This is a genomic window from Nocardia sp. NPDC058633 (genome assembly GCF_042717045.1).
In the GTDB taxonomy this organism is placed as follows: domain Bacteria; phylum Actinomycetota; class Actinomycetes; order Mycobacteriales; family Mycobacteriaceae; genus Nocardia.
The window spans coordinates 97,920-122,236 of record NZ_JBHXRA010000015.1 but is presented as its reverse complement, the minus strand read 5'-3'; the positions used below and the strand labels follow the sequence as shown (position 1 = coordinate 122,236).

Genomic DNA, 24,317 nt, shown 5'->3' with positions numbered 1-24,317 from the left:
TGACAAACGCCATTACCTATTCTGTTTTTGTCCCACGAATTTGGTTCACTACCCAGCGGGGGGGGGGGCCGCGGCCCCCCCCCCCCCCCCCCACCGCTCGCCTGAGCGCGAGAGTAACCATGACATCAGCGGCTTCGCTCGGTGTGATCCTGTTGGCCGAGGGGTCCATCGATTTCAACGTCTCCGGGGTGATCGACCAGTTCTGGCGATTGACCGTGGACGGTCTCACCTACGGCTCGATCTACGCCCTGGTGGCGGTCGGCTACACGCTCGTCTACGGCGTACTGCGACTGATCAACTTCGCCCACTCCGAGATCTTCATGCTCGGCATGTTCGGCACCTATGTGGGTCTGGAACTGCTCGGCTTCGCGCCGAGCGGCAACGTGTATTCCCAGGGTGTGCTGCTCACGGTGCTCTATCTGGGCGTGGCGATGCTGTTCGGCATGCTCGTCTCGGGTATCGCCGCGGTGGGGCTCGAGCGGGTCGCCTACCGACCGCTGCGCAGGCGTGGTGCGAAGCCGCTGGCCTTCCTGATCACCGCGATCGGCATGTCGTTCGTGATCCAGGAGTTCGTCCACTACATCCTGCCCAAGATCAAGCCGGGGCTGGGCGGCTCCAACGCGCAGACCGGAATCCGGCTCGTGGAGCCGAAGGTGCAGTTCACTTTCCTCGGTGCGCAGGTCACCAACGTCGCGCTGGTGATCTTCGCCGCGGCCATCGTGCTCGCGGTCACCACCGAGATCGTCATCAACAGAACGAAATTCGGCCGTGCCATCCGCGCGGTGGCCCAGGATCCCGACACCGCCACCCTGATGGGTGTCTCGCGCGAGCGGGTCATCGTGCTGACCTTCCTCATCGGTGGTCTGCTGGCAGGTGCGGCCGCGATGTTGTACACGCTCTACATCCCCACCGGAATCATCTTCTCCGGCGGTTTCATCCTCGGCATCAAGGCGTTCAGCGCCGCGGTGCTCGGTGGCATCGGCAACCTGCGCGGCGCGCTGCTCGGCGGGCTGCTGCTCGGCATCGCCGAGCAGTACGGGCAGATCCTGTTCGGCACCGAATGGCGCGACGTGGTCGCCTTCGTGCTGCTGGTGACCGTGCTGATGTTCCGGCCCACCGGCATCCTCGGCGAGAGCCTGGGGAGGGCACGCGCATGACAGACCTGACGAAAACCCCGAAAGCTCCTGTCGCACACAAGGATCGACGAGGCGTCGGCGACGCGATCCGAGCCTGGTGGGACGGGCTCTCGCGTCCGGCCCAGTGGGCCGTCGGTGTGCCGATCATCGCCCTGCTGGCGCTGATGCCGCTGTTCCCGCCCCCGCTGCTCGACACCCCGGGTGTGAGCTTCGGTGGTGTGATGGCGCAATTCGCCATGTACGCGCTGATCGCCATCGGTCTGAACGTGGTGGTCGGCCAGGCAGGTCTGCTCGACCTCGGATATGTCGGCTTCTATGCGGTCGGCGCCTATACCGTCGGCCTGCTGACCAGCCCGAACAGCCCGTGGAATCAAACCGACGGCGGTTGGCTCAGCTCGGGCTGGGCGTGGCTGGCCTGCCTGCCGATCGCGGTGGCGTTGACCGCGCTGGCCGGTCTGATCCTCGGCTCGCCGACGCTGCGGCTGCGCGGCGACTACCTGGCGATCGTGACGCTCGGCTTCGGTGAGATCGTGCGCCTGATGGCCGACAACCTGGGCGATGTGACCAACGGCAGCCTCGGCCTGTCCAAGATCGCGTACCCCGAATTCGGCGAATCCGAGGCGCATCCCGGTGGTTACTTCTCCCCGGGCAATCTGGGTGACACCAGCAGCTGGAATCCGTTCGATCGGGCGAGCAGCGGCACCTGGTGGTTCTGGCTCGGCATGATCCTGGTGATCGTGGTGCTGCTGATCATCGGCAATCTCGAGCGCAGCCGGGTCGGCCGCTCCTGGGTCGCCATCCGTGAGGACGAGGACGCCGCCGAGATCATGGGCGTGCCGACCTTCAAGTTCAAGCTGTGGGCGTTCGTGATCGGCGCCTCGGTCGGTGGTCTGTCCGGCGCGATGTACGCGGGTCAGGTCACCTACGTGAACCCCAAGCAGTTCGACATCATCTTGTCGATGCTGTTCCTGTGCGCGGTGGTGCTCGGCGGTTCGGGCAACAAGCTCGGCGTGATCGTGGGCGCGTTCCTCATCGCGTATCTGCCGATGCGGTTGCAGTCGGTGCAGTTGGTGTCGAACGAGTCGACCGGCTACCTGCTGCTCGGCCTCGATATCGCGCTGCTCATCGGCCTGTGGCTGCTGTGGCGACGGCGCGGTGACCAGCTCGGTTTCTGGGTGCGGCGCGCGGTGGTCGCGCTCGCGATCTTCGCGGTGATCGCCGGTTTGCTGTTGTTCGGCAGTGTGCTGCTGTTCCGCTCCGGCGGCGCGCAGAACCTCGGTGACCTGAAGTACCTCTACTTCGGCATCGCGCTCGTGGTGATGATGATTCTGCGGCCACAGGGTCTGTTCCCCGTGCGGCAGAAGCTGCTCGCCTACGGCAGACAGGTGTACCAGGCGGTCGTGCGCAAGCCGGCGGCCGAATCGATCGGAGCAGGGCGATGACGGGGCCGGGCGCGGGAGACGCGCTGTACGACAACGAAGACATGAAAGCGGGCTACCAGCCGCCGCCCGAGGTCGAGCCGACGGGCGAGGTCGATGTCACCGCGGTGATTCCCGAACTCGCCGATGCGGAAACGGTCGCCGAGGTGGTCGCGCCGCATCGCGCGATCGAGACCGCCGTCGGCGAGCCCTTGCTGCGCACCGACGGTCTGACCGTCAAATTCGGCGGTCTGACCGCACTGGACGGGGTCAGCTTCGAGATCCGCCGTGGCGAGATCCTCGGCTTGATCGGCCCCAACGGTGCGGGCAAGACCACCTGCTTCAACGCGATCACCGGCGTGTACAAGCCGGCGTCGGGCAGCGTGCACTTCGACGGTCGGCCGCTGGCGAAGACCAAGCGCAACGAGATCACCCGCCTCGGTATCGCGCGCACGTTCCAGAACGTGCGGTTGTTCGGCGAGATGACGGCGCTGGAGAACGTGGTCGTCGGTACCGATGCCCGCCACACCACCTCGGTCCCCGGCGCGGTTTTCCGCACGCCGAAGTTCAAGCGCGAGGAACGTGACGCCATCGAGCGTGGCATGGCCCTGCTCGAGTTCGTCGGCATCGCACCGCGTGCGGTGGAGAAGGCGCGCAACCTGTCCTACGGCGATCAGCGCAGGCTCGAGATCGCGCGCGCGCTGGCCACCGAGCCCAAGCTGCTGTGCCTGGACGAGCCGGCCGCCGGGTTCAACCCCAGCGAGAAGTCGGCGCTGATGGATCTGATCCGCAAGATCCGCGACGACGGTTACACCGTGCTGCTCATCGAGCACGACATGCGTTTGGTGATGGGCGTGACCGACCGGATCGTCGTGCTCGAGTTCGGGCGCAAGATCGCCGACGGCCTGCCCACGGCGGTGCGCGAGGACCCGGCGGTGATCGCGGCCTACCTGGGTGTGCCCGATGCGGACACGATCGAGGAGGTGCGCGAGGAATCGGTGGCCGCCGCGGCGCAGGGGGCGACCCCGACGCCGGCAGCCGACGCTGTGGTGGTGCAGTCGCGCGCGGACGAGCCGCGAGCCGTCGTCGAGACGGCGACCCCGCTGCTCGAGGTGCGGGACATGGTCGTGAACTACGGCCGGATCGAAGCGCTGCACGGCATTTCGCTCTCGGTCGCCGAGGGGGAACTGGTGACCCTGCTCGGTGCCAACGGTGCGGGCAAGACCACCACCATGCGGGCGATGTCGGGTCTGCTGCCGCTCACCTCGGGACAAATCTTGTTCCAGGGCAAGGACATCACCACGATGAAGGCGCACGACCGGGTGGTCGAGGGGCTCATCCAGGCGCCCGAGGGGCGCGGTGTGTTTCCCGGCATGACGGTCGCGGAGAATCTCGACATGGGTTGCTACGGCAGGCCTTTCGAGAAGAAGACCGAATATCAGCAGACCTTGGATTGGGTCTTCGAACTGTTCCCACGCCTGGCCGAACGCCGCAAGCAGGTCGGCGGCACGATGTCGGGCGGCGAACAGCAGATGCTCGCCATCGGCCGCGCCCTCATGGCCCGGCCCAAGCTGCTGCTGCTCGACGAACCGTCGATGGGTCTGGCGCCCATGGTGATCCAGCAGATCTTCCGGATCATCAGCGAGATCAACCGCCAGGGCACCACCGTATTGCTCGTGGAACAGAACGCCCAACAGGCCCTGACCCGCAGCGATCGCGCCTACATCCTGGAGACCGGCGAGGTCACCAAGTCCGGCCCTGGTTCGGCGTTGCTGACCGACCCGGCGGTCGAGTCGGCCTACCTCGGCGTCGACTGACCCGGGATTCGTCCTCGGTCCGGCCCCGCATCGCTCTCGGGCGATGCGGGGCCGGTTCTGTCGGTGGGGGTGCCTAGACTCATGCGCGTGAGTTCACCGACGACTGCGCAGGCATCGACAACGACCACTGCCCCCGAGGGTGAGCGGCCCACGCTGCTGCTCCTGGACGGGCATTCGATCGCCTATCGCGCCTTCTTCGCGCTACCGGCGGAGAACTTCAAGACCGTCACGGGTCAGACCACCAACGCGGTGTACGGATTCACCTCGATGCTGATCAATCTGCTGCGCGACGAGAAGCCGAGCCATGTGGCCGCGGCGTTCGACGTGTCGCGCAAGACTTTCCGCACCGAGGCGTACCCGGAGTACAAGGCCAACCGCAGCGCCACCCCCGACGAATTCCGTGGGCAGGTCGAACTCACCAAGGACGTGCTCGGCGCGATGGGCATCCCGGTGATGGCCATCGACGGCTACGAGGCCGACGACGTGATCGCCACCCTCACCACCCAGGCCGTCGCCCAGGGCTACCGGGTCTTCATCGTCACCGGCGACCGCGACGCGATCCAGCTGGTCAACGACGACGTCACCGTGCTCTACCCGAAGAAGGGCGTCTCGGATCTGACCCGCTTCACCCCGGCCGAGGTGGAGACCAAATACGGCCTCACCCCCGCGCAGTACCCCGACTACGCGGCGCTGCGCGGCGACCCGAGCGACAATCTGCCCGGCATTCCCGGCGTGGGGGAGAAGACCGCCGCCAAGTGGATCCGCGAATACGGTGACCTGGCCACCCTGGTCGACCGGGTCGACCAGGTGAAGGGCAAGGTCGGCGACTCGCTGCGCGCGAACCTGTCCAGTGTCGTGCTCAACCGCCAGCTCACCGAGATGGTGCGCGAGGTGCCGCTGCCCTACACCCCGGACCAGCTGATCAAGGCGCCGTGGGACCGCGACAAGATCCATCAGCTCTTCGACGATCTCGAGTTCCGGGTGCTGCGCGACCGACTGTTCGACACCCTCGGTTCGCCCGAGCCGGAAGCCGAATCGGGTTTCGAGATCAGCGGTGGTGCCCTCGATCAGGGTGCGGTCGCCGACTGGCTGGCCGAGCACGCGAAAGCCGGTGAGCGCCACGGACTCTCGATTGTCGGGACCGGCACTCCGGTGCACGGCGACGCGCGGGCCCTGGCCATCGCCGCCGCTGACGGCGAGGGCGGTTATATCGACCTGACCGTGCTCACCCCCGAGGACGAGTCGGCACTGGCGGCCTGGCTGGCCGACCCGGAGGTGCCCAAGGCCTTGCACGAAGCCAAGTCCGCCGGTCATGCGCTGCGCGGGCGGGGCTTCACCCTGGGCGGTCTCACCACCGACACCGCCCTGTCGGCCTACCTGGTCCGCCCGGGCCAGCGCAGTTTCAACCTCGACGATCTGTCCCTGCGCTATCTCAAGCGCGAATTGCGGGTCGAGGCCGCCGACACGGGCCAGCTCTCGCTCCTCGACGACGAGGACACCCTCGCCGCCGATGTCGCCCGCGAGGAGATGCTGCGTGCCCGCGCGGTCGCCGATCTGGCCGACGCTCTCGACACCGAACTCGCGGCCATCGAATCGACCCCGCTGCTCACCGAGATGGAACTGCCGCTGCTCGGCGTGCTCGGTCAACTCGAGGAGGCGGGCATCGCGGTCGATGTCGCCCAGCTCGAGAATCTGCAGCAGCAGTTCGCCGACCGTGTCACCGCGGCCGCGAACTCCGCCTACGACGTGATCGGCAAGCAGATCAATCTCGGCTCGCCCAAGCAGCTGCAGGTGGTGCTGTTCGACGAGCTCGACATGCCGAAGACCAAGCGAACCAAGACCGGCTACACCACCGACGCCGACGCGCTGGAGTCGCTGTTCGAGAAAACCGGCCACGCGTTCCTGGAGCACCTGCTTGCCCACCGCGACGCCACCCGGCTCAAGGTGACCGTCGACGGCCTGCTCAAGTCGGTGTCCGACGACGGCCGCGTGCACACCACGTTCAACCAGACCATCGCCGCGACCGGTCGCCTCTCCTCGACCGAGCCGAACCTGCAGAACATCCCGATCCGGACCGACACCGGTCGCCAGATCCGCGACACATTCGTGGTCGGCCCCGGTTTCGCCGAACTCATGACCGCCGACTACAGCCAGATCGAGATGCGCATCATGGCGCACCTGTCCGGTGACGCGGGCCTGATCGAGGCGTTCAATTCCGGCGAGGACCTGCACACCTTCGTCGCGTCGAAGGCCTTCGACATCCCGATCGCGCAGGTGAGCCCCGAGCTGCGCCGCCGCATCAAGGCCATGTCCTACGGTCTCGCGTACGGACTCAGCTCCTACGGCCTGAGCGCTCAGCTGAAGATCAGCACGACCGAGGCCAAAGAGCAGATGGACGTCTACTTCGACCGTTTCGGCGGCATCCGCGACTACCTGTCCGATGTTGTCGACCAGGCTCGCAAGGTCGGTTACACCCAAACCCTGTTCGGTCGTCGGCGCTACCTGCCCGACCTGGATTCCAGTAACCGTCAGCGCCGCGAATCGGCCGAACGCATGGCGCTGAACGCCCCCATCCAGGGCACCGCCGCCGACATCATCAAGGTCGCGATGATCAACGTGCAGAACGCGATCCGCGAAGCCGGTCTGCGCTCGCGGATGCTCTTGCAGATCCACGACGAACTCGTCTTCGAGGTGGTCGACGGCGAACGCGAAGCCCTCGAAGCCCTCGCGCGCGAACAGATGTCGGCCGCGATCGACCTGTCGGTGCCGCTCACGGTCTCGGTCGGCACCGGCCGCAGCTGGGACGCGGCCGCGCACTGAGGTGACCCACACGGCACGATGGGCACCTACCCGCGCGGGTAGGTGCCCATCGTCGGGCAACGCTGATTACGCGTTGATCGTCACCGCGTCGTCGGCGATCGAGTAGCTGATCGAGCCGTTCTCGAACTGGCTGATCTTGCCGCCGTCGGTGTCCTGCTCGTCGGTGGTCGGGTAGCCCAGTCGGCCGCCCGCGCCGCCTTCGGCCTCCCAGGCCTGACGGATGGCGCCGTAGACGGTCTTGGCTCCGGTCGGGAGCTTGAAGTAGATGACACCGCCGGTGAATTCCTGGTACTTGCCACCGTTGGGGGCGTCCTGCTCTGCCGAGGTCGGCTCACCCAGCGGGCTGGACGCACCACCGGCTTCGTTGTAGTGATCGCCGATAGCCCCAGTGACTTCGAATGCCATGTCGAACAATTCCTTTCACGCAGTAACAATTGGCCTAGCGGCGGCGACGCTACCGTGCGATCGGTCGTCCCAGCTGGCGACTCGCGGGAGCTTCACGATCTGGTCACATTGCATTAGCCAGTGATTCGCTCGTGGCCCTTGATTCGAGCAGGGCGCAGTTCGCCGACCGATGAATCGGTGTCGTGGCCGTGCCTGCGATGCGGCGTCAGAGGAAACGCTGGGCGATAGCTTCAGCGATCTTGCCGGGCTCGTGTTCGGGGGTGAAGTGCCTGGTATCGGGCAACTTCACGACCTGGTGATCGGTGAACGTCTCGCACATCCGCGGCAGGAACGATGCCGGGCGGAAAGCCATGTCCTTCATCCCCCAGACCAGCAGCGTCGGTGTGGCGCCGAGACGCGCGGGCACGTCGGCGGCCAGCTGTTCCAGAAAAGGACGGGCAGCCAGGATCTGTCCGGGCATCGCGGCGATGCCGCGCCTGGCCTCGGGCGAGGGCTGCACGTTGCGATAGTGATCGGCTTCGGCGGCGCTGATCGTGTTCCGCAGCTCACTGAGCAGAAAACGCTCCACGAGCAGGTTGTCGCGCAAGATCCGCCGCTGCATCGGCGAGCTGCCCATGACCCGGCTGAAAGCCTTCTGTGGCCAGGTTCGCGTCGGCCACAACAAGGTGTTGCCCAGGAGCCGACCCTACGGACGAAAAGATCTACGCTTCAATGCCTTCGGTCGATGTGCCGCTGAGATGCTCGCCACGTGTGCGGTACTTCCCGGACCGCCTCGTCTGCCTGCGCCGACAGCGATCGTGTCGGGAAGGTGCGCCCGGCGCACAAGGTAGTCCACGCCGGGGGTGGCCGGTTCGGCTCGGGCGCGTCGAACTGTGGCAGCATCGGCCGTATGACCGATCCCGTCATCGCGACCCCGTTGCCCGACTGCCTCGATATCGAGCAGGCCTTCGCGATGTCGTGGCCGGTGCGGCTCGGTGACACCGACGGCGACGATCGGTTGCGGCTCGACGCGGTCGCGCGATATCTACAGGACATCGGGTTCGATCACCTCGACGCGGTCGAGGACGGCCACACCCATCAGGCGTGGATCGTGCGACGCACGGTCATCGACGTGTACGAGCCGATCATGTTCGGCGATCGCGTCCAGCTCCGCCGGTGGGCCGACGCGCTCTCGAATCGCTGGTGCGACATGCGAATTCAGCTGCGCGGGGAGAAGGGTGGCCACATCGAGGCCGCGGCTTTCCTGATTCACATCGACCCTGTCGCCGGCCGCCCCGCGCGGATGAGCGACGCGTTCATGGCGCCGATGCTGGCCAGCACCACCGAACATCGCCTGCGCTGGAAAGCCGCCCTCGCCGCGCTCGACGATCCCGATGGGGAGGCGGTGCCGTTCCCGCTGCGCGTCACCGACGTCGACCGGCTCGGTCACGTGAACAACGCCGTGTACTGGGAGGCCGTCGAGGAGGCGCTCGCCGTGCATCCCGGCAGCCATCGGCTGCCGTATCGGGCGATCGTCGAACACGTCGGGCCGGTGATGATGGGCGACAAGGTGGTGCTGCGGACGAGCTCGCGGCCCGACGGCCTGCGCATCCAGGTCGACGTCGATGGTTCGGCCCGTGCCCTCGCCTCGATCGAACCCCTACCGCGGCACTGATCCACCGCCAGGAGCGGTCCTGGCCCGACTGGTCGGCCATCGCCGCGCCCGCGTTCGGTGTTACCGATCCTGAGCTGCGGTGATGGTACTCACGAGTAGACACTCCGGGCGGTGAACCAGGTTGCGGTTTCGCGACGACCACCCTATCCTCGACTGCGTGCCGAATCCCGCCCGCTGTGCCGCGCTGCTAGTCGCTGACCGCGACCTCGCGGTTGCTGCTGCGCAGACCGCGCAGGCAGCCTCACGGCGAATTCTTCTCGTAGTAATCCGCCGTAGCGGGGTCTGATTCGGACCAGCCCCTACGCTGCGGGCTGCTTTTCATCGTTCTGCTGGTCCCACCCTGCCAACGAAGACATCTTCGGGAAGACCTCACCTGCAATGACGCTGACACTGGACCATGCCCTGTTCGCCGCCGCCCCCAAGGGCCTGCGCGCCGAGCTCACCGACCTCGACCCCGCCGCGTTCCTCGACCGGTACACCCGCACCGACGGACCCATCGCCCTGCGCGAATGGTCTTGTTCCGGTACGGATTTCACCGCCACCCTGGAATTCGCCGACCACCTGCGCACCGTCATCGCCACCGGCAGCCCGGTCGCGGCGATGACCTCCGCGCTCTACGACGAGGGCTACCCCCTCGAGATCCTGCACTTCCATCAGCGCCCGACCACCGACGGCACCGCCACCTTCATGCAGTGCGAGTTCAACGGCAGGCGCGGCTGGGCGGTGGCGACCGCCGCCGACAGCGCGGAATCGACCGTGCGCGCCATGATCGCCGGCGTCAACCTGCTCGCGGGCTGACACCGCACGAACACACTGGGCCCGTTCACCTTCGAAAGGTGAACGGGCCCTTCGCGTTACGCGCGAGGTGCGCCGCGGCGGCCTACTCGGCGGGAGAAGACTCCTGCTGCTCGGCGATCTGCTTGCGCACCTCGTCCATGTCGAGGTCCTTGATCTGGGTCACCAGGTCCTCGAGCGCGGCGGGCGGCAGCGCCCCCGGCTGCGCGAAGACGAGCACGCCCTCGCGGAAGGCCATGATGGTCGGGATCGACTGGATGTTGGCTGCGGCGGCGAGTCCCTGCTCGGCCTCGGTGTCGACCTTGCCGTACACGACGTCGGTGTGCTTTTCCGACGAGGTCTCGTAGGTCGGTGCGAAACTGCGGCACGGTCCGCACCAGGAAGCCCAGAAATCGACGAGGACCACGTCGTTTCCGGTGATGACTTCGTCGAAGTTCTGCTGGGTCAGCGTCTGGGTGGCCATGACGTCCTCTCCTTGTCGGTGTCCTCGGCTGTAACGCCGCGGCGTCCCCATATCTTCCCCCGATCCCGCGACGCCGCGGCCGTCTCGGCCCGCGTGGGCCGCGTATCTCCACTACAGCGGCCAGAAATTCGGTCGCGGCAGCGGGTCGGCCCGGCCCACGTGGCCACCCTGGGAGGGGCGCGCGCGAAGATGGCGGGGTGAACGCGACGAAGGCGAGCCTGCGACTCGGAGTGATCGACGGCGACGGAATCGGACCGGAGGTGGTGGCCGCGACCCGAGCGGTCGTCGACGAGGCGATCGGTGCGGCCGGGCTGGCTCCGGTGGACTGGGTGCCGTTGATGATCGGGCACGAGGCGATATCGGCCCACGGTTATCCACTGCCGGAGCAGACCCTGCGCGCCCTCGAAGATCTCGACGCCTGGATCCTTGGCCCCCACGACAACGCCTCCTATCCGTCGGACATGCGGGTGGCGCCGGGCGGGGTCATCCGCAAACGCCTCGAGCTCTACGCGAACATCCGCCCCGCCGCCGCGTTCGCGGGGGTGCGCGCGATGGCGCCCGACATCGACCTGGTGATCGTTCGGGAGAACAGCGAGGGCTTCTACGCGGACCGCAATATGTTCGCCGGCTCGGGGGAGTTTCGTCCCACCGAGGACGTGGCGATGGCGGTCGCGGTGATCACGCGCAAGGCGTGTGAGCGGATCGCGCATCAGGCGCTGCGGCTCGCGCGGGGTCGGCGCAAGCGGGTCACCGTGGTGCACAAGGCCAATGTGCTGCCCATGACGACCGGACTGTTCCGTGATGTCTGCTACGAGGTGGCCGAGCAGTATCCGGATGTGACGGTCGACGACGCGCACGTCGACGCGATGGCAGCCCACCTGGTCCGCGGGGCGGGGGAGTTCGACGTGATCGTGACCGAGAACCTGTTCGGCGACATCCTCTCGGACCTGGCCGGTGAGCTCAGTGGCTCACTCGGCATGGCCGCCTCGCTCAACTGCTCCGACACGCGCGCGATGGCACAGGCCGTGCACGGCGCGGCGCCCGGGCTGGCCGGACACAATCGGGCCAATCCCACCGCCCTGCAATTGTCGGCGGCAATGCTGTTGCGCTGGTTGGCCGTTCGTGACGAGAACCGTTTGCTCCATGATGCCGCCGACCGCATCTCCCGCGCTGTGGCGGCGACCCTGGCAGCCGGAATCGCGACCGCGGATCTCGGCGGCCTGGCTTCCACCAGCGAATTCACCGAGCAGGTGCGGGCCCGTGTGCACCGGAGGTGAAGGCACCCCTTTCACATTCGCTGATTAATCTTCGGTTACTGTCGCACCACGCTGTGTCCGGTTCGCATACATTGCCAAACAGGCGCTGACACGTGGCCGGCGTCGACGTGAAATGTGGAGGCTCCTTTGTCTGTTCGAACTGTCCTCGGCCATGGCGCCGTGCGGCTGCTGTGTACCGTCGCCGGCGGTGCGCTCGTCCTCACCGGCTGCGCCGAAAACACCGAAGGCGACGGCGCCACGGTGGACAAGGTGTCTGTGGAGAAGGTCGACGCGATCGCCGCGACCCTTCCCGACAAGGTCGAGCAGGCAGGCAAGATCGTCGTCGGCGTGAACGTGCCGTACCAGCCGAACGAGTACAAGGACGCCAGCGGCAAGATCGTCGGCTTCGATGTCGACCTGCTCGACGCCGTCGCGAGCACCCTCGGACTGAAGGTCGACTACGTCGAGTCCTCGTTCGAGAAGATCATTCCCGCCATTCAGGCGGGCACCTACGACGTGGGTATGTCCTCGATCACCGATTCGCGCGAACGTGAACAGCAGGTCGATTTCACGACCTATTTCTCCGCGGGCATCCAGTGGGCCCAGCAAACCGGCAAAGCGATCGATCCGAACAATGCGTGTGGCCTGAAAGTCGCCGTACAGGCCACTACGGTCGAGCACACCGACGAAATTCCCGCCAAGAGCGCCAAGTGCGTCGCCGAGGGCAAGCCCGCCATCGATATGAAGGCTTTCGACGAGCAGAGCGCCGCGACGAATGCGCTGGTGCTCGGCCAGGTCGACGCGATGTCGGCGGACTCCCCGGTGACCGCGTACGCGATCAAGCAGAGCGAAGGCAAGATCGAGTCGGCCGGTCCGCTGTTCGATTCCGCGCCCTACGGTTGGGCCGTGCAGAAGGCGTCCCCACTGGCGGTATCGCTGCAGAAGGCGCTGCAGCACCTGATCGACAACGGCAAGTACGGCAAGATCACCACCAACTGGGGTGTGCAGGACGGTCAGATCAAGACCTCGGTGATCAACGGTGCAGTGAGCTGACGTGACCGACGCGAAAGACACGGTGGAGGTGCCCGGACCGGGCACCGAACCCGAACCGATCAAAGCCGTCCCGCTGCGCAGACCGGGCCGCTGGATCGCGGCGGCAATCATCCTGATCCTGGTGGGATTGTTCGTCTACGGCGCCGCAACCAATCCCGCCTACCGGTGGGACACCTACGGCGACTACCTGTTCGACCGCCGAATCACCCAGGGCGCGATCGTCACCCTGGAACTCACGGTGCTGGCGATGGCGATCGCCGTGGGGCTGGGCACGGTGCTGGCGGTGATGCGCCTGTCGCCGAACCCGGTGCTGCGCACAGCCGCGTGGATCTACCTGTGGATCTTCCGTGGCACTCCGGTGTTCGTGCAGTTGGTGTTCTGGGGCCTGGTTCCCTCGCTGTACAAGCAGATCGATCTGGGTGTGCCGTTCGGCCCGCAGTTCTTCCACTTCGATGTGCAGAACCTGCAGGCAGCCTTCCTGTTCGCGGTGATCGGCCTCGGTCTCAACGAGGCCGCGTACATGGCCGAGATCGTGCGCGCGGGCATCAACTCCGTCGGTGAGGGTCAGCGCGAAGCGTCGGTGGCGCTCGGTATGTCGTGGACGCAGATCATGCGCCGCACGGTGTTGCCGCAGGCCATGCGGGTGATCATCCCGCCCACCGGCAACGAGCTGATCGGCATGCTCAAGACGACCTCACTGGTCACCGCGATTCCGCTGAGCACCGACCTGTTCGGCCGCGCCCGTGACATCTACGGCGTGAACTTCCAGCCGATTCCGCTGCTGCTCGTCTGTGCCACCTGGTACCTGGCGATCACCAGCATCCTCATGGTCGGCCAGTACTACTTGGAACGCTATTACTCGCGCGGTGCCACCCGGCAGCTGACGGCCAAGCAGCTGCAGGAACTGGCCACGGCGCAGGCGGCGGTGAAGGCGAAATGACCGAACCAGTTGTGGCTGTCCCGCCGATGGTGCTGGCGGACCGGGTGTGCAAGAACTTCGGCGCGCTGCAGGTACTCAAGGGCATTTCGCTCGAGGTGCAGCGTGGCAAGGTGCTCACCCTGGTCGGGCCGTCGGGTTCGGGCAAGTCGACATTTCTGCGCTGCATCAATCACCTCGAGCAGGTGAACGCGGGCAGGCTCTACGTCGACGGCGATCTCGTGGGCTATCGCGAGAAGAACGGCAAGCTCTACGAGATGCACGAGCGCGACGCCGCGATCCAGCGTCGCGATATCGGCATGGTGTTCCAGCACTTCAATCTGTTCCCGCACCGCACCGCGTTGGAGAACGTGATCGAGGCGCCGATCCAGGTCCGCGGAATCCGCAAGTCCGAGGCGATCGCCCGGGCCGAGGAACTGCTCGAGCGGGTCGGCCTCTCGGCCAAGCGCAACGCCTACCCGGCGCAGCTGTCCGGTGGTCAGCAACAGCGCGTCGCCATCGCGCGAGCCCTGGCGATGGACCCCAAGCTGATGCTGTTCGACGAGCCGACCTCGGCACTGGACCCCGAGCTGGTCGGTGAGGTGCTCGCGGTGATGCGGGAACTGGCCGATTCGGGCATGACCATGCTGGTGGTGACCCACGAGATGGGCTTCGCCCGCGAGGTCGCCGACGAACTGGTGTTCATGGATGCCGGTGTGGTGGTGGAGTCGGGCCCGCCGCGTGAACTGCTGGCCAACCCGCAGCACGAGCGGACGCAGGCTTTCTTGTCGCGCCTGCTCTAGTCCGCCTCTCCGCGTATTTCGGCCGGACCCAGGTCTTTGCGAGACCAGTTGACCCCCTGAGCTTTGCTCAGGGGGTTTCCGGGTTCTTCAGGCGTTCCAGGGAGACCTGGGCCTGGGCGATGCGGCGGATGGCGGCCAGTGCGGTGTCGCCGAGCACCGTGAGTACCACGACCGCGTCGATAATGTCGTCGCGTCCGCCGGCGGACAAGGCGGCCGCCACGTCGGTCTCCGCGACCGCGCGCGTGCTGTCGAAGTAGGTGGGCAGGGTGGTGGCGGCCCAGTCTCGGTAGCCGAGTTGGGCGAGTCGGACGATCACCCCGGTGAGGGTGTCGATGGCCTGCGGACTGGGCTTCATGTCCCAGCCGCGTCGGTCCATCTCCGAGCGCACGGCCTCGTACGCGCGGTCCCATTCGGCGTCATGGGCCGCGGGCACGGGCGTGGACAGGCTTTCCTGCGCCACCCCGAGAACATGGAACAGCGGCATCTCGGGGGAGTCGATGGCGGCGAGCACGTCGGAGACGGTCGCGACCGGGATTCCGCCCACCTCGATCAACGCGCGGATCAGGCGCAGTCGGCGCAGGTGGTCTTCGCCGTAGCTGGCCTGGTTGGGGCTGGTGCGTTCGCCCGGGGGCAGCAACCCCTCACGCAGGTAGTACTTGATGGTCGCCACCGCGATGCCGCTGCGTTCACTCAACTCCGAGATTCGCACTCTTACCTCCGCTGTCGTTCCTACCCCTTGCCTACGTCACCCATAGCGGATAGTCTAGCTATCTATAACGGATAGTATAACTATCTATCGCTGGGAGATTCTGATGTCTGTCCTGACCACCCCCTCGCTGCCACGCCCCAACGCCCCGCTGCATCGACCGCTGATGTATTTCGCCGCCGCCAACGCTGTGCTCGTGGTGGTCGGCCTGATCGGGATGCTGCTCGACGATCGGGTGATCACCGGGTCGGCCGCCTGGTTCAAGCCGACCAAGTTCGCGATCTCGTTCGTGTTCTACAGCGTGGCACTGGCCTGGTTGATGTCGTTGCGGCCCAGGCCTTCTCGGCTCGCCTCGCGGATGGCCGTCGTGATCGTGGCGACCGGGGCCATCGAGCAGGTGATCATCTTCGGGCAGGTGATCCGGGGGACACGCAGCCACTACAACATGACCACCGCGTTGGACGGCACCCTGTGGGTGATCATGGGATCCAGCATCGTCATCCTGTTCCTGGCCACCTTGGTGATCGGTATCGGACTGATGCGCGCCCGCCTCGGCGACGCCTCGATCACCTGGTCGATCCGTCTCGGGATCGCGATCACGCTGGTCGGGTTGGCACTGGGAAACCTGATGCCGCAACGAGAGTCCGGCGTCGAGGGCATCGCGGGCGCGCACACGGTCGGAGCCTCCGACGGCACGCCCGGCATGCCGCTGACCGGGTGGAGCACCACCGACGGCGACCTGCGCATCCCGCACTTCTTCGGCATGCACGCCCTGCAGGCGTTGCCACTGCTCGCCGCGGTGCTGGTGTTGCTGGCGCCGAGGATCCCCTTGCTGCGATCGGTGCGCGTGCGGCTCGGTTTGATCATCACCGCATCGGCGGGTTACGCGGCGGTGCTCGCGCTGGTCACCTGGCAAGCGCTGCGTGGGCAGCCGTTGATCCATCCGGATCAGGCCACACTGACCGCCGCCGCGGCGATTCTCACCGGAGTTGTCCTCGGAGTCGTCATCTCGATCGCGAGCGCGATCGACAGTCGAAAGGTAGTTACCGCATGAGCACGCTGTTCGACCTGTCGTTCTTCGTCACGGTGCCGTTCTGGGCACTGATGATCTTCGCACCGACCTGGCGATGGACCCGCACGATCATCGCATCGCCGTGGATCGTGGCGGCGCCACTGGTGGTATGGGCGATCGTCGCGATCCCGGTACTCGGCGCGCTATGGTCGCTGGTGACATCGCCGTCGCTCGACGCGATCACCGCGGCCGTTACCGACCCCGCCGTGCTCACCGCCCTGTGGGCCCAGATCCTCGCGTGGGATCTGTTCCTCGGACGCTGGGTCTACCTCGACAGTCGCGACCGCGACGTCCACCCGCTGCTGATGGGCCCGCTGCTGGTCGGCACGATTCTGTTGTCGCCCATCGTGTTCCCGATCTACCTGCTGGCTCGTGAGGTCGCTGGACGCTCGCGAACGGGGAGTTCGGCTGCGCCCGAGGCGGATTCGATCAGCGCCTAGTCGCCGTGCGCACGTGACCGGCATCGGTCCCCGCGAACTCGCGCCGCGACGACAAGCGCCCACCGACCCACAGATGTGCGGGCGGGGGCGCTTGTCGTCGGGGACCTGGGCTACAACGGCATGAGCCGGTGTTTGCGTGGGGCTTGCTCGACGTGCTTGTCGCCCAGCAGTCGCAACGCTCTGCGAATTTCCAGCCGGGTGCTCGACGGCTCGATGACCGCGTCGATATAGCCGCGTTCGGCGGCGATCCACGGGGTGGCGACAGCGGCGTTGTAGAAGTCGACCATCTGCTGGCGCACGACCGGCCGGTCGGCCTCGGGGACGGCGGCGAGCTGCTTGCGCTGGGTCAGGCCGACCGCGGCTTCGGCCCCCATCACGGCGATGCGCGCGGTCGGCCAAGCGAGATTGATGTCGCCCCCGAGCTGCTTGCACCCCATCACCGCGTAGCCGCCCCCGTAGGCCTTGCGGACCACGACGGTGACGATCGGGACGGTGGCCTCGACGACCGCGTAGAAGAACCGGCCGCCGCGCTTGATGACGCCGATCTTCTCCTCCTCGACCCCCGGCAGCACGCCCGGAGTGTCGACGACGAACACCAACGGGATGTCGAACGCGTCGCACAGGCGAATGAAATGCGCGGCCTTGTCCGACCCACGCGCATCGATCGCACCGCTGGCCACCAGCGGCTGGTTGGCGACGACCCCGACGGTACGCCCGTCGACCCGAGCGAATCCGGTGATCAGATTGCGGGCGGCGCCGTCGCCGATCTCGTGGAACTCGCCGTCGTCGAAAATCCGCAGCAACACCTCGTACATGTCGTAACCCATGCGGTCGGAATCCGGGATGAGCGAATCGAGTTCGCGATCGGAGTCCGTGAGCTCCGGTTCCAGACCGGGATTGACCAGTGGTGCCCGCTCGTAGCAGTTCGACGGCATGAAGCTCAAATACGTTCGAGCCCACTCGAATGCGGCTTTCTCGTCCACCGCCACGTGATGGATGTTGCCGTTGTGCGCCTGGTTGAACGCCCCGCCGAGCTCGTCGAGGGTCACTTCCTCGCCGGTGGTCTCGCGGATGATCTCGGGACCGGTCACGAACATGTACGCGGACTCGGTCGCGATCAGCACATCGGTGTTGATCGGCGAATACACCGCGCCCGCAGCGCACTTGCCCAGCATCACCGACACCTGGGGCACCACGCCGGACAGCCGCGTCTGGCGCCTGCTCATCTCCGCGTACCAGGCCAGCGAGGTGACCGCGTCCTGCACCCGGGCGCCGCCGGAATCGTTGATCGCCACGAACGGGCAGGCGATATCGGCGGCCAGATCCATCGCCATCGCGACCTTGCGCCCGAACATCTCACCCACCGATCCGCCGAACACAGTCTGGTCGTGGGCGATCACCACCACCGGCCGCCCGTCGATCCTGCCGTGTCCGGTGACCACCCCGTCACCGTAGAGACCGTCGGCCGCACCTGGTTGTTTCACCAGCGCGCCGATCTCGGTGAAACTGCCGTGGTCGAGAAGTATTTCGATGCGTTCGCGCGGGCTGGGAATTCCTTTCGCCGCACGCTTGGCGATCCCCGCATCTCCCGCCGGTTCCCGCGCCGCCGTCAGATTGTCCCGCAGCTCTTGCAGTTTCGCAGCAGTCGTCGACTCCACCACGCACGCCCTTCCTCGTCCTGGTCGAGCTCTCCTTCATCGGTTAGCCAAAGCGTAACGCTGACGCTCGCGCCGACGTCAGCGGCACGGCGACACGATCGCTGACGAATCACTGGTCGTACCGTGGGAGAGGTGAACAAGCCGACCCGTTACGGAGCCATCGCCTTCTCGGCGGCCACCGCGCGTCGCCAGCACAGCGGTGGCGGTTTCACTGTCCACGGCAGGCGGATGGCCGAGGGTGGCGACATCGGCGAGCCGGAAGAGTTGGAGCCGCAAGTCACCGGCCTGATCCGCCGGGCCGATTCCTTCTACCTCGCGACGGTCACCGGCTCCGGCTGGCCGTATATCCAACATCGGGGCGGTCCAACAGGTTTCGTGCACGTACTCGATTCCGCGACGATCGCGTGGGCCGAATACGCAGGCAACAACCAGTTCGTCACCCTGGGCAATCTCGACGCCGACGATCGAGTCGCCCTGTTCTTCATCGATTATCCGACCCGCACCAGGGTCAAGATCTTCGGCCGTGCGCAGGTCGTGGAACGCGCCGATGATCCCGACCTGCTCGCTCGCCTGCTGACCACGCCGGCCGGGGAGATCGACGCACGCTCGGAGCGGGCGTTCGTGGTACGGATCGAAGCGTTCGATCGCAACTGCACCAAGAACATCACCCCCCGTTACCGGACCGAGTGGATTCAGGACTATCTGTGCGCAGGTCGCGCGCCGCTCGAAGCCGAAATCGACCGCCTGCGCGATCGCAACGCCGAACTGGAAGCCGAGATCGCCCGGCTGAAGTCCGGCACCCAGCACTGACCTCGGCATTCACTGCTCTTGTCGATTCACGTGGCCACCGAAGGCGATACGCAACTGGCCGAGCAGCACCTTCGCGGCGGGGCTGGGAGCGGGATCGGTGCGCCAGGCCAGGGCCAGTCGGCCGTGGAGGGTGGGCTCGACGATGTCGAGGCGCCGGACGGCGAAAGCGTCGGCGTCGTCGGCGGTGAGGGCGGGGACTATCGCGGTTCCCAGGCCGCGGGCGGCCAGTTGGAGCAGCAGTGGGGGAGCGGCGGCCTCGAAGGCGACATTGGGGGTGAAACCCGCTGCGGCGCATGATCGTTCGAAGACGCCGCGGAGACCGGTACCTCGGGTGAGGCAGATGAGGCGGCGCTCGGCCAGGGCCGCCAAGGTGATCGTGCCCGCGGATTCGGCGGGGTCGATCGGGGCGTCGCGAGCGACGGCGGCGGTGAGCGGGGTCTCCAGGATCACTTCGAGGTCGAGACCGGGATCCATCGCGGCGCCGGTCAATCCGGTGAGCGCGATGTCGAGTTCATCGTGTGCGAGCGCGGCCACCATGCGTTCGGCGGTGTCCTCGGTGAGGCTGATCCCGACGTGTGGATGATCGTGGTGAAAGTCGGCGAGCACCCCCGCGACATCGAAGACCTCGGAGGCGGCCCCCGAGATCATGCCCAGCCGCACCTGTCCACGCAGCAACCCGGTGAACTCCTGCACCGTCTCCTCGATGCGGTTGGTGGCGGCCAACGCGGCGCGCGCATGCACGAGCACCGCGGCACCGATCTCCGTGAGCGTGACGCTACGGGCGCCCCGATCGAGCAGAGGCTGTCCGAGCTCGCGTTCGAGTTGCCGAATCTGGGTGCTGAGACCGGGCTGCGTCAGGTGTAACCGTTCGGCGGCGCGAGTGAACCCTCCTTCGTCGACCACTGTCACGAAGTACCGCAGCTGCCGCAGTTCCATAACTATTGATTATAGGTATCAGAAAAACTATCTGTTGTACTTATTTCACTGCGCGGAGCACAGTCGAAGTCATGACCGATACCGCAACGCATTCGAACTTCGCTGGTCCGATATTCGCCCCTGTCGACGACGGTTATGCCGAGGAGATCGCCGGCTTCCAAACCGCGTATACGCACTCTCCCTCACTGGTGGTGGGCGCGATGCATGCCGAGGACGTGCGTGCGGGCGTCGAATACGCGGCGCGGCATGGACTTGCGGTTGCTGTACAGGCGACGGGGCACGGTCTGTCGGTGGCTGCTGACGGTGGGGTACTCATCACCACCGGGCGGATGGACAAGATCGCTGTCGACCCGCAGGCGCGGACGGCGCGCATCGGGGCGGGGGTCCGGGCGGGAGCATTGGTCGAGGCCGCTGCTCGGTACGGGCTGGCGCCGTTGAACGGCTCGTCGCCGTCGGTGGGGATGGTGGGCTATGTCCTCGGGGGTGGGTTGGGGCTGATGGCCCGTGAATTCGGCTATGCGGCAGATCATGTGCGGTCGATCGATCTGGTGACCGCCGACGGCAGGATGCGTTCGCTCACCCCCGAGGACGAATTGTTCTGGGCGGTATCGGGTTCGGGCGGGAACTTCGGTGTGGTGACCGGCCTCGAGCTCGATCTCGTGCCCGTCGCCGAGATCTTCGGCGGGCAGCTGGTTTTCGATACTCCGCTCGTCGACGCAGCGCTCGCGGCGTGGCGGGAGTGGACGGCGACGGTGCCGACCGCGCTCACCTCCACGGTCGCCGTGGTGACCTATCCCGACATCGCGCCGGTGCCCGAGCCGTTGCGGGGCAAACACGCTGCCTCGATCCGCGTCGCCTTCACCGGGTCGGTAGCGGACGGCGAGGCGCTGGTCGCCCCGTTGCGCGAGATCGGTGATCGCCTGCACGACGACCTGCGTGCCATGCCGTATGCCGAATCGCACACCATCCACAGCGATCCGCCCTTCCCGCACGCGTACGCGGCGACGAACGCGCTGTTGTCCGAACTGGAACCGCGAGCTCTGGCCGCCTTGCGGGCGTTGACGGCCCCCGGTGGATCGGTCGACGCGGTGGTCGATATCCGTCACCTCGGCGGCGCTCTGCGGCAGGGCAACGCCCCGGTGGGTTGGCGGGAGGCCGACTACATCGTGCGCGTGATCACCGATGCGAGTGAAGGTGACGCAGTGCCCGACTCGCACGCGGCGGTGCGAGAAGCGTTGGCGCCGTGGACGATCGGCCACAGCTTGAACTTCCTCTACGGAGCGGGCGCGGCAGCGAACGCGACCCAGACCGCGCACGGTTACGCCCCGGAGGTCTACGCCCGGCTGGCGGCCATGAAGGCGAAGTACGACCCGCACAACATGTTCCGCTTCAATCGCAACATCACCCCGCAGCGGTAGCGGGCTTGCCGACCGGCCCGACATCTACTATCTTTGTGATATCACTCAGATATCGGGAGGATGTCATGGAGCTGCGATCCGCATTCCGCGTCAATGGATTCGTCGTCTTACTGAGTTGGCTGGTGCTCACCCTGTTGTTCGGTGTCGCCGCTGTGCTCGCTTTCATCGCCGCCACCCAGCACGACGGTGGCGTCCTGGCGTGGAGCGCAGCGGCGGCCGCCGCCGTCGCGTTCCTGGTCGTCTCGCTGCTCGCCACCGGGCTGACCATCGTCAACCCCAACGAGGCCAAGGTCGTCACCTTCTTCGGCCGCTACATCGGCTCGGTCGGTGAGCCGGGATTCTTCTCGGTGATCCCGCTCGCCGACCGCAAATCCATCTCGCTGCGGGTGCGCAACTTCGAAACCCAGAAGCTCAAGGTCAACGATGCCGACGGTAACCCGGTCGAGATCGCGGCCGTCGTCGTCTACAAGGTGATCGACAGCTTCAAAGCCGCCTTCGCCGTCGACGACTACGAGGAGTACGTCGAAACCCAGTCCGAGGCCGCCGTGCGCCACCTCGCCACCACCCATCCCTACGACTCCCACGACGACACCCGCACCAGCCTGCGCGACGGCGCCGAGGTCGCCGAGGAACTCACCGTCGAGCTACGCGAACGCACCCTGACCGCGGGCATCGAGGTCATCGAGGCGCGCATCACCCACCTCGCCTACGCCCCCGAGATCGCCCAGGCCATGCTCGTACGCCAGCAGGCCGCCCAGGTCGTCGCCGCCCGCACCCAGATCGTCGAAGGCGCCGTCGGCATGGTCGCCCTCGCTCTCGACCGCCTCGCCGAGCAGGGCACCGTCGAACTCGACGAGGAACGCAAGGCCAACATGGTCTCCAACCTGTTGGTCGTCCTCTGCGGCGACCGCGCCACACAACCGGTCGTCAACGCCGGATCCCTCTACTCCTGAGCGTCCCGTGACCACGCCGAAGAGGGACCCCAAAAAGATCCTGCTGCGGCTCGACCCGGCCGTCCACGAGGCAATCGCCAAGTGGGCGGCCGACGACCTGCGCAGCATCAACTCCCAAATCGAATACGCCCTTCGACTAGCGCTGGACCAGGCGGGTCGAAAACCCAAGCGCGACCAGATCGATCGTGCGTAGCCGCGCGATGGTGACCGGTCACGAAGGCCGGCGCGTCGACTTGGGCGAAGAGCCCGCATCTTTCTCGATCGACGCGCCGGGCGCCGTACGGGGACAACCGAAGTCGACGGCGCCGGTAAATTGATCCGGTGCCCATCTCGTTCGACATTCCTGGAATGCAACAGTTGGACGACACGACCTGGGGGAATCCGGCCACTCGTGATGTCGTCGCGCTGAACTACGTCAACGGCACGCCGGACCTGCCCGCCCGCCTGGACGACCTGAACCGGTTACGCAGGCGCCTGGCCGAGCACCACGCTCGGACCGGCTGCCTGATCGAGGCCTTCGTGGTCTGGGTCGATCAGTTGCCCGCCCTGCTGCGAGTGGAGAAGATGCAACTGCCGGGGCCGCGCGGTGACCTCGTTTTCGCGGCCTCGATCGTGGTGCCCAAGGATCGATGCTCGGCGGTGTTCCAGATCATCTGCCCCGAGACCGGGATACCCGGCGCGCGCGAGACAGCGATCGGTCGACAGGTCCGTCGCAGCCAGATGTGCCCGCCGCACCCGTACGCACCCGGCCTGCGCGGACGGCTGCCCTATCTGTTGTCCGACGACGTCCGCTTCGACGCCGAGTTCCCCGACCATGCGCTGACCAGGGCGCGCCGCTGGGTCGCCGACACGGTGCCGAGCGTGCGCGTCGACCCGTCCTTCGCTGCCCTGCCGGAGTATTAAGGCCGCTCGGCGGGCTTTTCGGCGATGAAGATGGCGGTCCCGGGGAAGATCTGCCCGCGCAGCGGGGACCACTGACCCCATTCGCGGTCGAGCCACTCGGGCCAATCCGGTTCGACGATGTCGATCAGGTGCAGGCCTGCGCCGACGATCTCGCGGACCCGGTCACCGATCGTGCGATGGTGCTCGACATAGGTCGGCACACCGTCACCGTCGACCTCTACATAGGGAGTGCGGTCGAAATAGGGGATCGCGGCGGTAAGACCCGCCTGGCCGGGATCGTCGGGGAAGATCCAGCGCATCGGATGGTTCACCGAGAACACCCAGCGCCCACCCGGCCGCAGCACCCGGGCCACCTCGCGCATCACCAGCGCCGAATCGGCGACGAACGGCACCCCGCCGAACGCCGAGCACGCCAGGTCGAACGACGCGTCGGCGAAGGGCAGCGCCTCCGCACCCGCTTGGACGAGCGGCACTCGCGGTCCGCCCTGATCCATCGCGGCTATGCCACGCTCGAGCATCCCCATCGACACATCGAGCCCGACCGGGAACGCGCCGTGGCCGGCCAGCCACCGCGAGCACGGCGCCGAGCCGCAGCCGATCTCCAGTACGCGCTTGCCGGTCACGTCACCGAGGAAGTTCATGTCCCCCTCGTGCAGACCCTCCGGGCACCACACGAACTCGCCGCCGGGGGAGTCCACCCCGAGGAAGTCGGCGTGGGTCTGGTGGTACTGCTCGGCGTCGGCATCCCACCAGCGGCGATTCGCGCGCTCGCTGTCGCGCGAGTCGATCTTGGTTCGGGTGGTCGCTGAGGTCCCCAGCAGCGCGTTGGCCTGCGCATGGCGTTCGTCGTCGGACACGCCGAACAGGGTATCGGCGTGGTGCGGG

The 24,317-nt window shown here is 66.7% G+C and carries 24 protein-coding genes and 1 pseudogene; 18 read left to right on the top strand and 7 right to left on the bottom strand.

All coding sequences use genetic code 11. From position 1 onward, the window contains the following. The first annotated feature begins 119 nt into the window (after window positions 1–119). The 5 genes and pseudogenes from ACFWUR_RS20870 (at window position 120) to polA (ending at window position 7,191) form a co-directional block, all read left to right on the top strand. Window positions 120–1,157 carry a branched-chain amino acid ABC transporter permease gene (locus ACFWUR_RS20870; protein ID WP_378908928.1) on the top strand — a complete coding sequence of 346 codons (1,038 nt, stop codon included), beginning with the start codon at window positions 120–122 and terminating at the stop codon, window positions 1,155–1,157. Then, a complete protein-coding gene (locus tag ACFWUR_RS20865) occupies window positions 1,154–2,578 on the top strand; it encodes a branched-chain amino acid ABC transporter permease (protein WP_378908927.1) in 1,425 nt (474 codons plus the stop codon). The genes ACFWUR_RS20870 and ACFWUR_RS20865 overlap by 4 nt, the downstream gene beginning before the upstream one ends. Continuing rightward, window positions 2,575–3,483 (top strand): annotated as a pseudogene (locus ACFWUR_RS20860) (ABC transporter ATP-binding protein); the annotation flags it as partial. The gene ACFWUR_RS20865 and the pseudogene ACFWUR_RS20860, both read left to right, overlap by 4 nt. Window positions 3,484–3,675: 192 nt before the next feature. Beyond that, window positions 3,676–4,371 (top strand): ABC transporter ATP-binding protein, encoded by a 696-nt coding sequence (locus ACFWUR_RS20855; protein ID WP_378909028.1) that lies wholly within the window; start codon window positions 3,676–3,678, stop codon window positions 4,369–4,371. Window positions 4,372–4,452: 81 nt separating this feature from the next. After that, a complete protein-coding gene (gene polA / locus ACFWUR_RS20850) occupies window positions 4,453–7,191 on the top strand; it encodes a DNA polymerase I (protein ID WP_378908926.1) in 2,739 nt (912 codons plus the stop codon). A 66-nt stretch (window positions 7,192–7,257) separates the two neighbouring features. Here the strand turns inward: polA and ACFWUR_RS20845 are convergent, their stop codons facing one another. Further along, window positions 7,258–7,596 (bottom strand): LGFP repeat-containing protein, encoded by a 339-nt coding sequence (locus ACFWUR_RS20845; protein ID WP_378908925.1) that lies wholly within the window; start codon window positions 7,594–7,596, stop codon window positions 7,258–7,260. Window positions 7,597–7,801: 205 nt separating this feature from the next. Next, the gene (locus ACFWUR_RS20840; RefSeq protein WP_378908924.1) at window positions 7,802–8,212 is read right to left on the bottom strand and encodes a hypothetical protein; all 411 of its coding nucleotides are present in this window, start codon (window positions 8,210–8,212) and stop codon (window positions 7,802–7,804) included. A gap of 273 nt (window positions 8,213–8,485) precedes the next feature. Between ACFWUR_RS20840 and ACFWUR_RS20835 the strand changes: the two genes are divergently transcribed. Beyond that, window positions 8,486–9,250: an acyl-[acyl-carrier-protein] thioesterase gene (locus tag ACFWUR_RS20835; RefSeq protein ID WP_378908923.1), complete on the top strand. Its 765-nt coding sequence runs from the start codon at window positions 8,486–8,488 to the stop codon at window positions 9,248–9,250. Window positions 9,251–9,628: 378 nt separating this feature from the next. Then, window positions 9,629–10,048: a 2-keto-3-deoxygluconate kinase gene (locus ACFWUR_RS20830; RefSeq protein WP_378908922.1), complete on the top strand. Its 420-nt coding sequence runs from the start codon at window positions 9,629–9,631 to the stop codon at window positions 10,046–10,048. An 82-nt stretch (window positions 10,049–10,130) separates the two neighbouring features. Here ACFWUR_RS20830 and trxA read toward each other — a convergent pair whose 3' ends face one another. Then, window positions 10,131–10,508 (bottom strand): thioredoxin, encoded by a 378-nt coding sequence (trxA, locus tag ACFWUR_RS20825; protein WP_056824580.1) that lies wholly within the window; start codon window positions 10,506–10,508, stop codon window positions 10,131–10,133. 197 nt (window positions 10,509–10,705) lie between these two features. On the opposite strand from trxA, the gene ACFWUR_RS20820 reads away from it, so the two are divergent. From ACFWUR_RS20820 to ACFWUR_RS20805, 4 genes are all read left to right on the top strand, one after another. Next, window positions 10,706–11,785 (top strand): isocitrate/isopropylmalate dehydrogenase family protein, encoded by a 1,080-nt coding sequence (locus tag ACFWUR_RS20820; RefSeq protein WP_378908921.1) that lies wholly within the window; start codon window positions 10,706–10,708, stop codon window positions 11,783–11,785. Between the two features lie 126 nt (window positions 11,786–11,911). Continuing rightward, on the top strand, window positions 11,912–12,817 hold the full coding sequence (locus tag ACFWUR_RS20815) for an ABC transporter substrate-binding protein (protein ID WP_378908920.1): 906 nt from the start codon (window positions 11,912–11,914) through the stop codon (window positions 12,815–12,817). Window position 12,818: 1 nt separating this feature from the next. Beyond that, window positions 12,819–13,757 (top strand): ABC transporter permease subunit, encoded by a 939-nt coding sequence (locus ACFWUR_RS20810; RefSeq protein WP_378908919.1) that lies wholly within the window; start codon window positions 12,819–12,821, stop codon window positions 13,755–13,757. A 26-nt stretch (window positions 13,758–13,783) separates the two neighbouring features. Further along, window positions 13,784–14,536, top strand: a complete 753-nt coding sequence (locus ACFWUR_RS20805; RefSeq protein ID WP_378909027.1) for an amino acid ABC transporter ATP-binding protein — start codon at window positions 13,784–13,786, stop codon at window positions 14,534–14,536. A 67-nt stretch (window positions 14,537–14,603) separates the two neighbouring features. On the opposite strand, the gene ACFWUR_RS20800 is transcribed toward ACFWUR_RS20805, so the two are convergent. Next, window positions 14,604–15,245: a MerR family transcriptional regulator gene (locus ACFWUR_RS20800; RefSeq protein WP_378908918.1), complete on the bottom strand. Its 642-nt coding sequence runs from the start codon at window positions 15,243–15,245 to the stop codon at window positions 14,604–14,606. Between the two features lie 103 nt (window positions 15,246–15,348). On the opposite strand from ACFWUR_RS20800, the gene ACFWUR_RS20795 reads away from it, so the two are divergent. Further along, window positions 15,349–16,296, top strand: coding sequence for a hypothetical protein (locus tag ACFWUR_RS20795; RefSeq protein ID WP_378908916.1), 948 nt, complete (start codon window positions 15,349–15,351; stop codon window positions 16,294–16,296). Beyond that, window positions 16,293–16,754, top strand: coding sequence for an ABA4-like family protein (locus ACFWUR_RS20790; protein WP_378908915.1), 462 nt, complete (start codon window positions 16,293–16,295; stop codon window positions 16,752–16,754). Before ACFWUR_RS20795 ends, ACFWUR_RS20790 begins: the two co-directional genes overlap by 4 nt. A gap of 110 nt (window positions 16,755–16,864) precedes the next feature. Here ACFWUR_RS20790 and ACFWUR_RS20785 read toward each other — a convergent pair whose 3' ends face one another. Continuing rightward, window positions 16,865–18,412 carry an acyl-CoA carboxylase subunit beta gene (locus ACFWUR_RS20785; protein WP_378909026.1) on the bottom strand — a complete coding sequence of 516 codons (1,548 nt, stop codon included), beginning with the start codon at window positions 18,410–18,412 and terminating at the stop codon, window positions 16,865–16,867. 132 nt (window positions 18,413–18,544) lie between these two features. Between ACFWUR_RS20785 and ACFWUR_RS20780 the strand changes: the two genes are divergently transcribed. After that, window positions 18,545–19,222: a pyridoxamine 5'-phosphate oxidase family protein gene (locus ACFWUR_RS20780; RefSeq protein ID WP_378908914.1), complete on the top strand. Its 678-nt coding sequence runs from the start codon at window positions 18,545–18,547 to the stop codon at window positions 19,220–19,222. Window positions 19,223–19,231: 9 nt separating this feature from the next. Here ACFWUR_RS20780 and ACFWUR_RS20775 read toward each other — a convergent pair whose 3' ends face one another. Continuing rightward, window positions 19,232–20,158 carry a LysR family transcriptional regulator gene (locus ACFWUR_RS20775; RefSeq protein WP_378908913.1) on the bottom strand — a complete coding sequence of 309 codons (927 nt, stop codon included), beginning with the start codon at window positions 20,156–20,158 and terminating at the stop codon, window positions 19,232–19,234. Window positions 20,159–20,229: 71 nt separating this feature from the next. Between ACFWUR_RS20775 and ACFWUR_RS20770 the strand changes: the two genes are divergently transcribed. The 4 genes from ACFWUR_RS20770 (at window position 20,230) to ACFWUR_RS20755 (ending at window position 23,432) form a co-directional block, all read left to right on the top strand. Beyond that, a complete protein-coding gene (locus ACFWUR_RS20770) occupies window positions 20,230–21,576 on the top strand; it encodes an FAD-binding oxidoreductase (RefSeq protein WP_378908911.1) in 1,347 nt (448 codons plus the stop codon). A 65-nt stretch (window positions 21,577–21,641) separates the two neighbouring features. Continuing rightward, entirely contained in the window at window positions 21,642–22,529 is an 888-nt protein-coding gene (locus ACFWUR_RS20765; protein ID WP_378908909.1) for an SPFH domain-containing protein, read from the top strand. Window positions 22,530–22,536: 7 nt separating this feature from the next. Beyond that, the gene (locus tag ACFWUR_RS20760) at window positions 22,537–22,722 is read left to right on the top strand and encodes a hypothetical protein (RefSeq protein ID WP_378908908.1); all 186 of its coding nucleotides are present in this window, start codon (window positions 22,537–22,539) and stop codon (window positions 22,720–22,722) included. A gap of 128 nt (window positions 22,723–22,850) precedes the next feature. Beyond that, entirely contained in the window at window positions 22,851–23,432 is a 582-nt protein-coding gene (locus ACFWUR_RS20755; RefSeq protein WP_378908907.1) for a hypothetical protein, read from the top strand. On the opposite strand, the gene ACFWUR_RS20750 is transcribed toward ACFWUR_RS20755, so the two are convergent. Further along, window positions 23,429–24,289 (bottom strand): class I SAM-dependent methyltransferase, encoded by an 861-nt coding sequence (locus ACFWUR_RS20750; RefSeq protein ID WP_378908906.1) that lies wholly within the window; start codon window positions 24,287–24,289, stop codon window positions 23,429–23,431. The genes ACFWUR_RS20755 and ACFWUR_RS20750 overlap by 4 nt on opposite strands. Window positions 24,290–24,317: the final 28 nt, after the last annotated feature.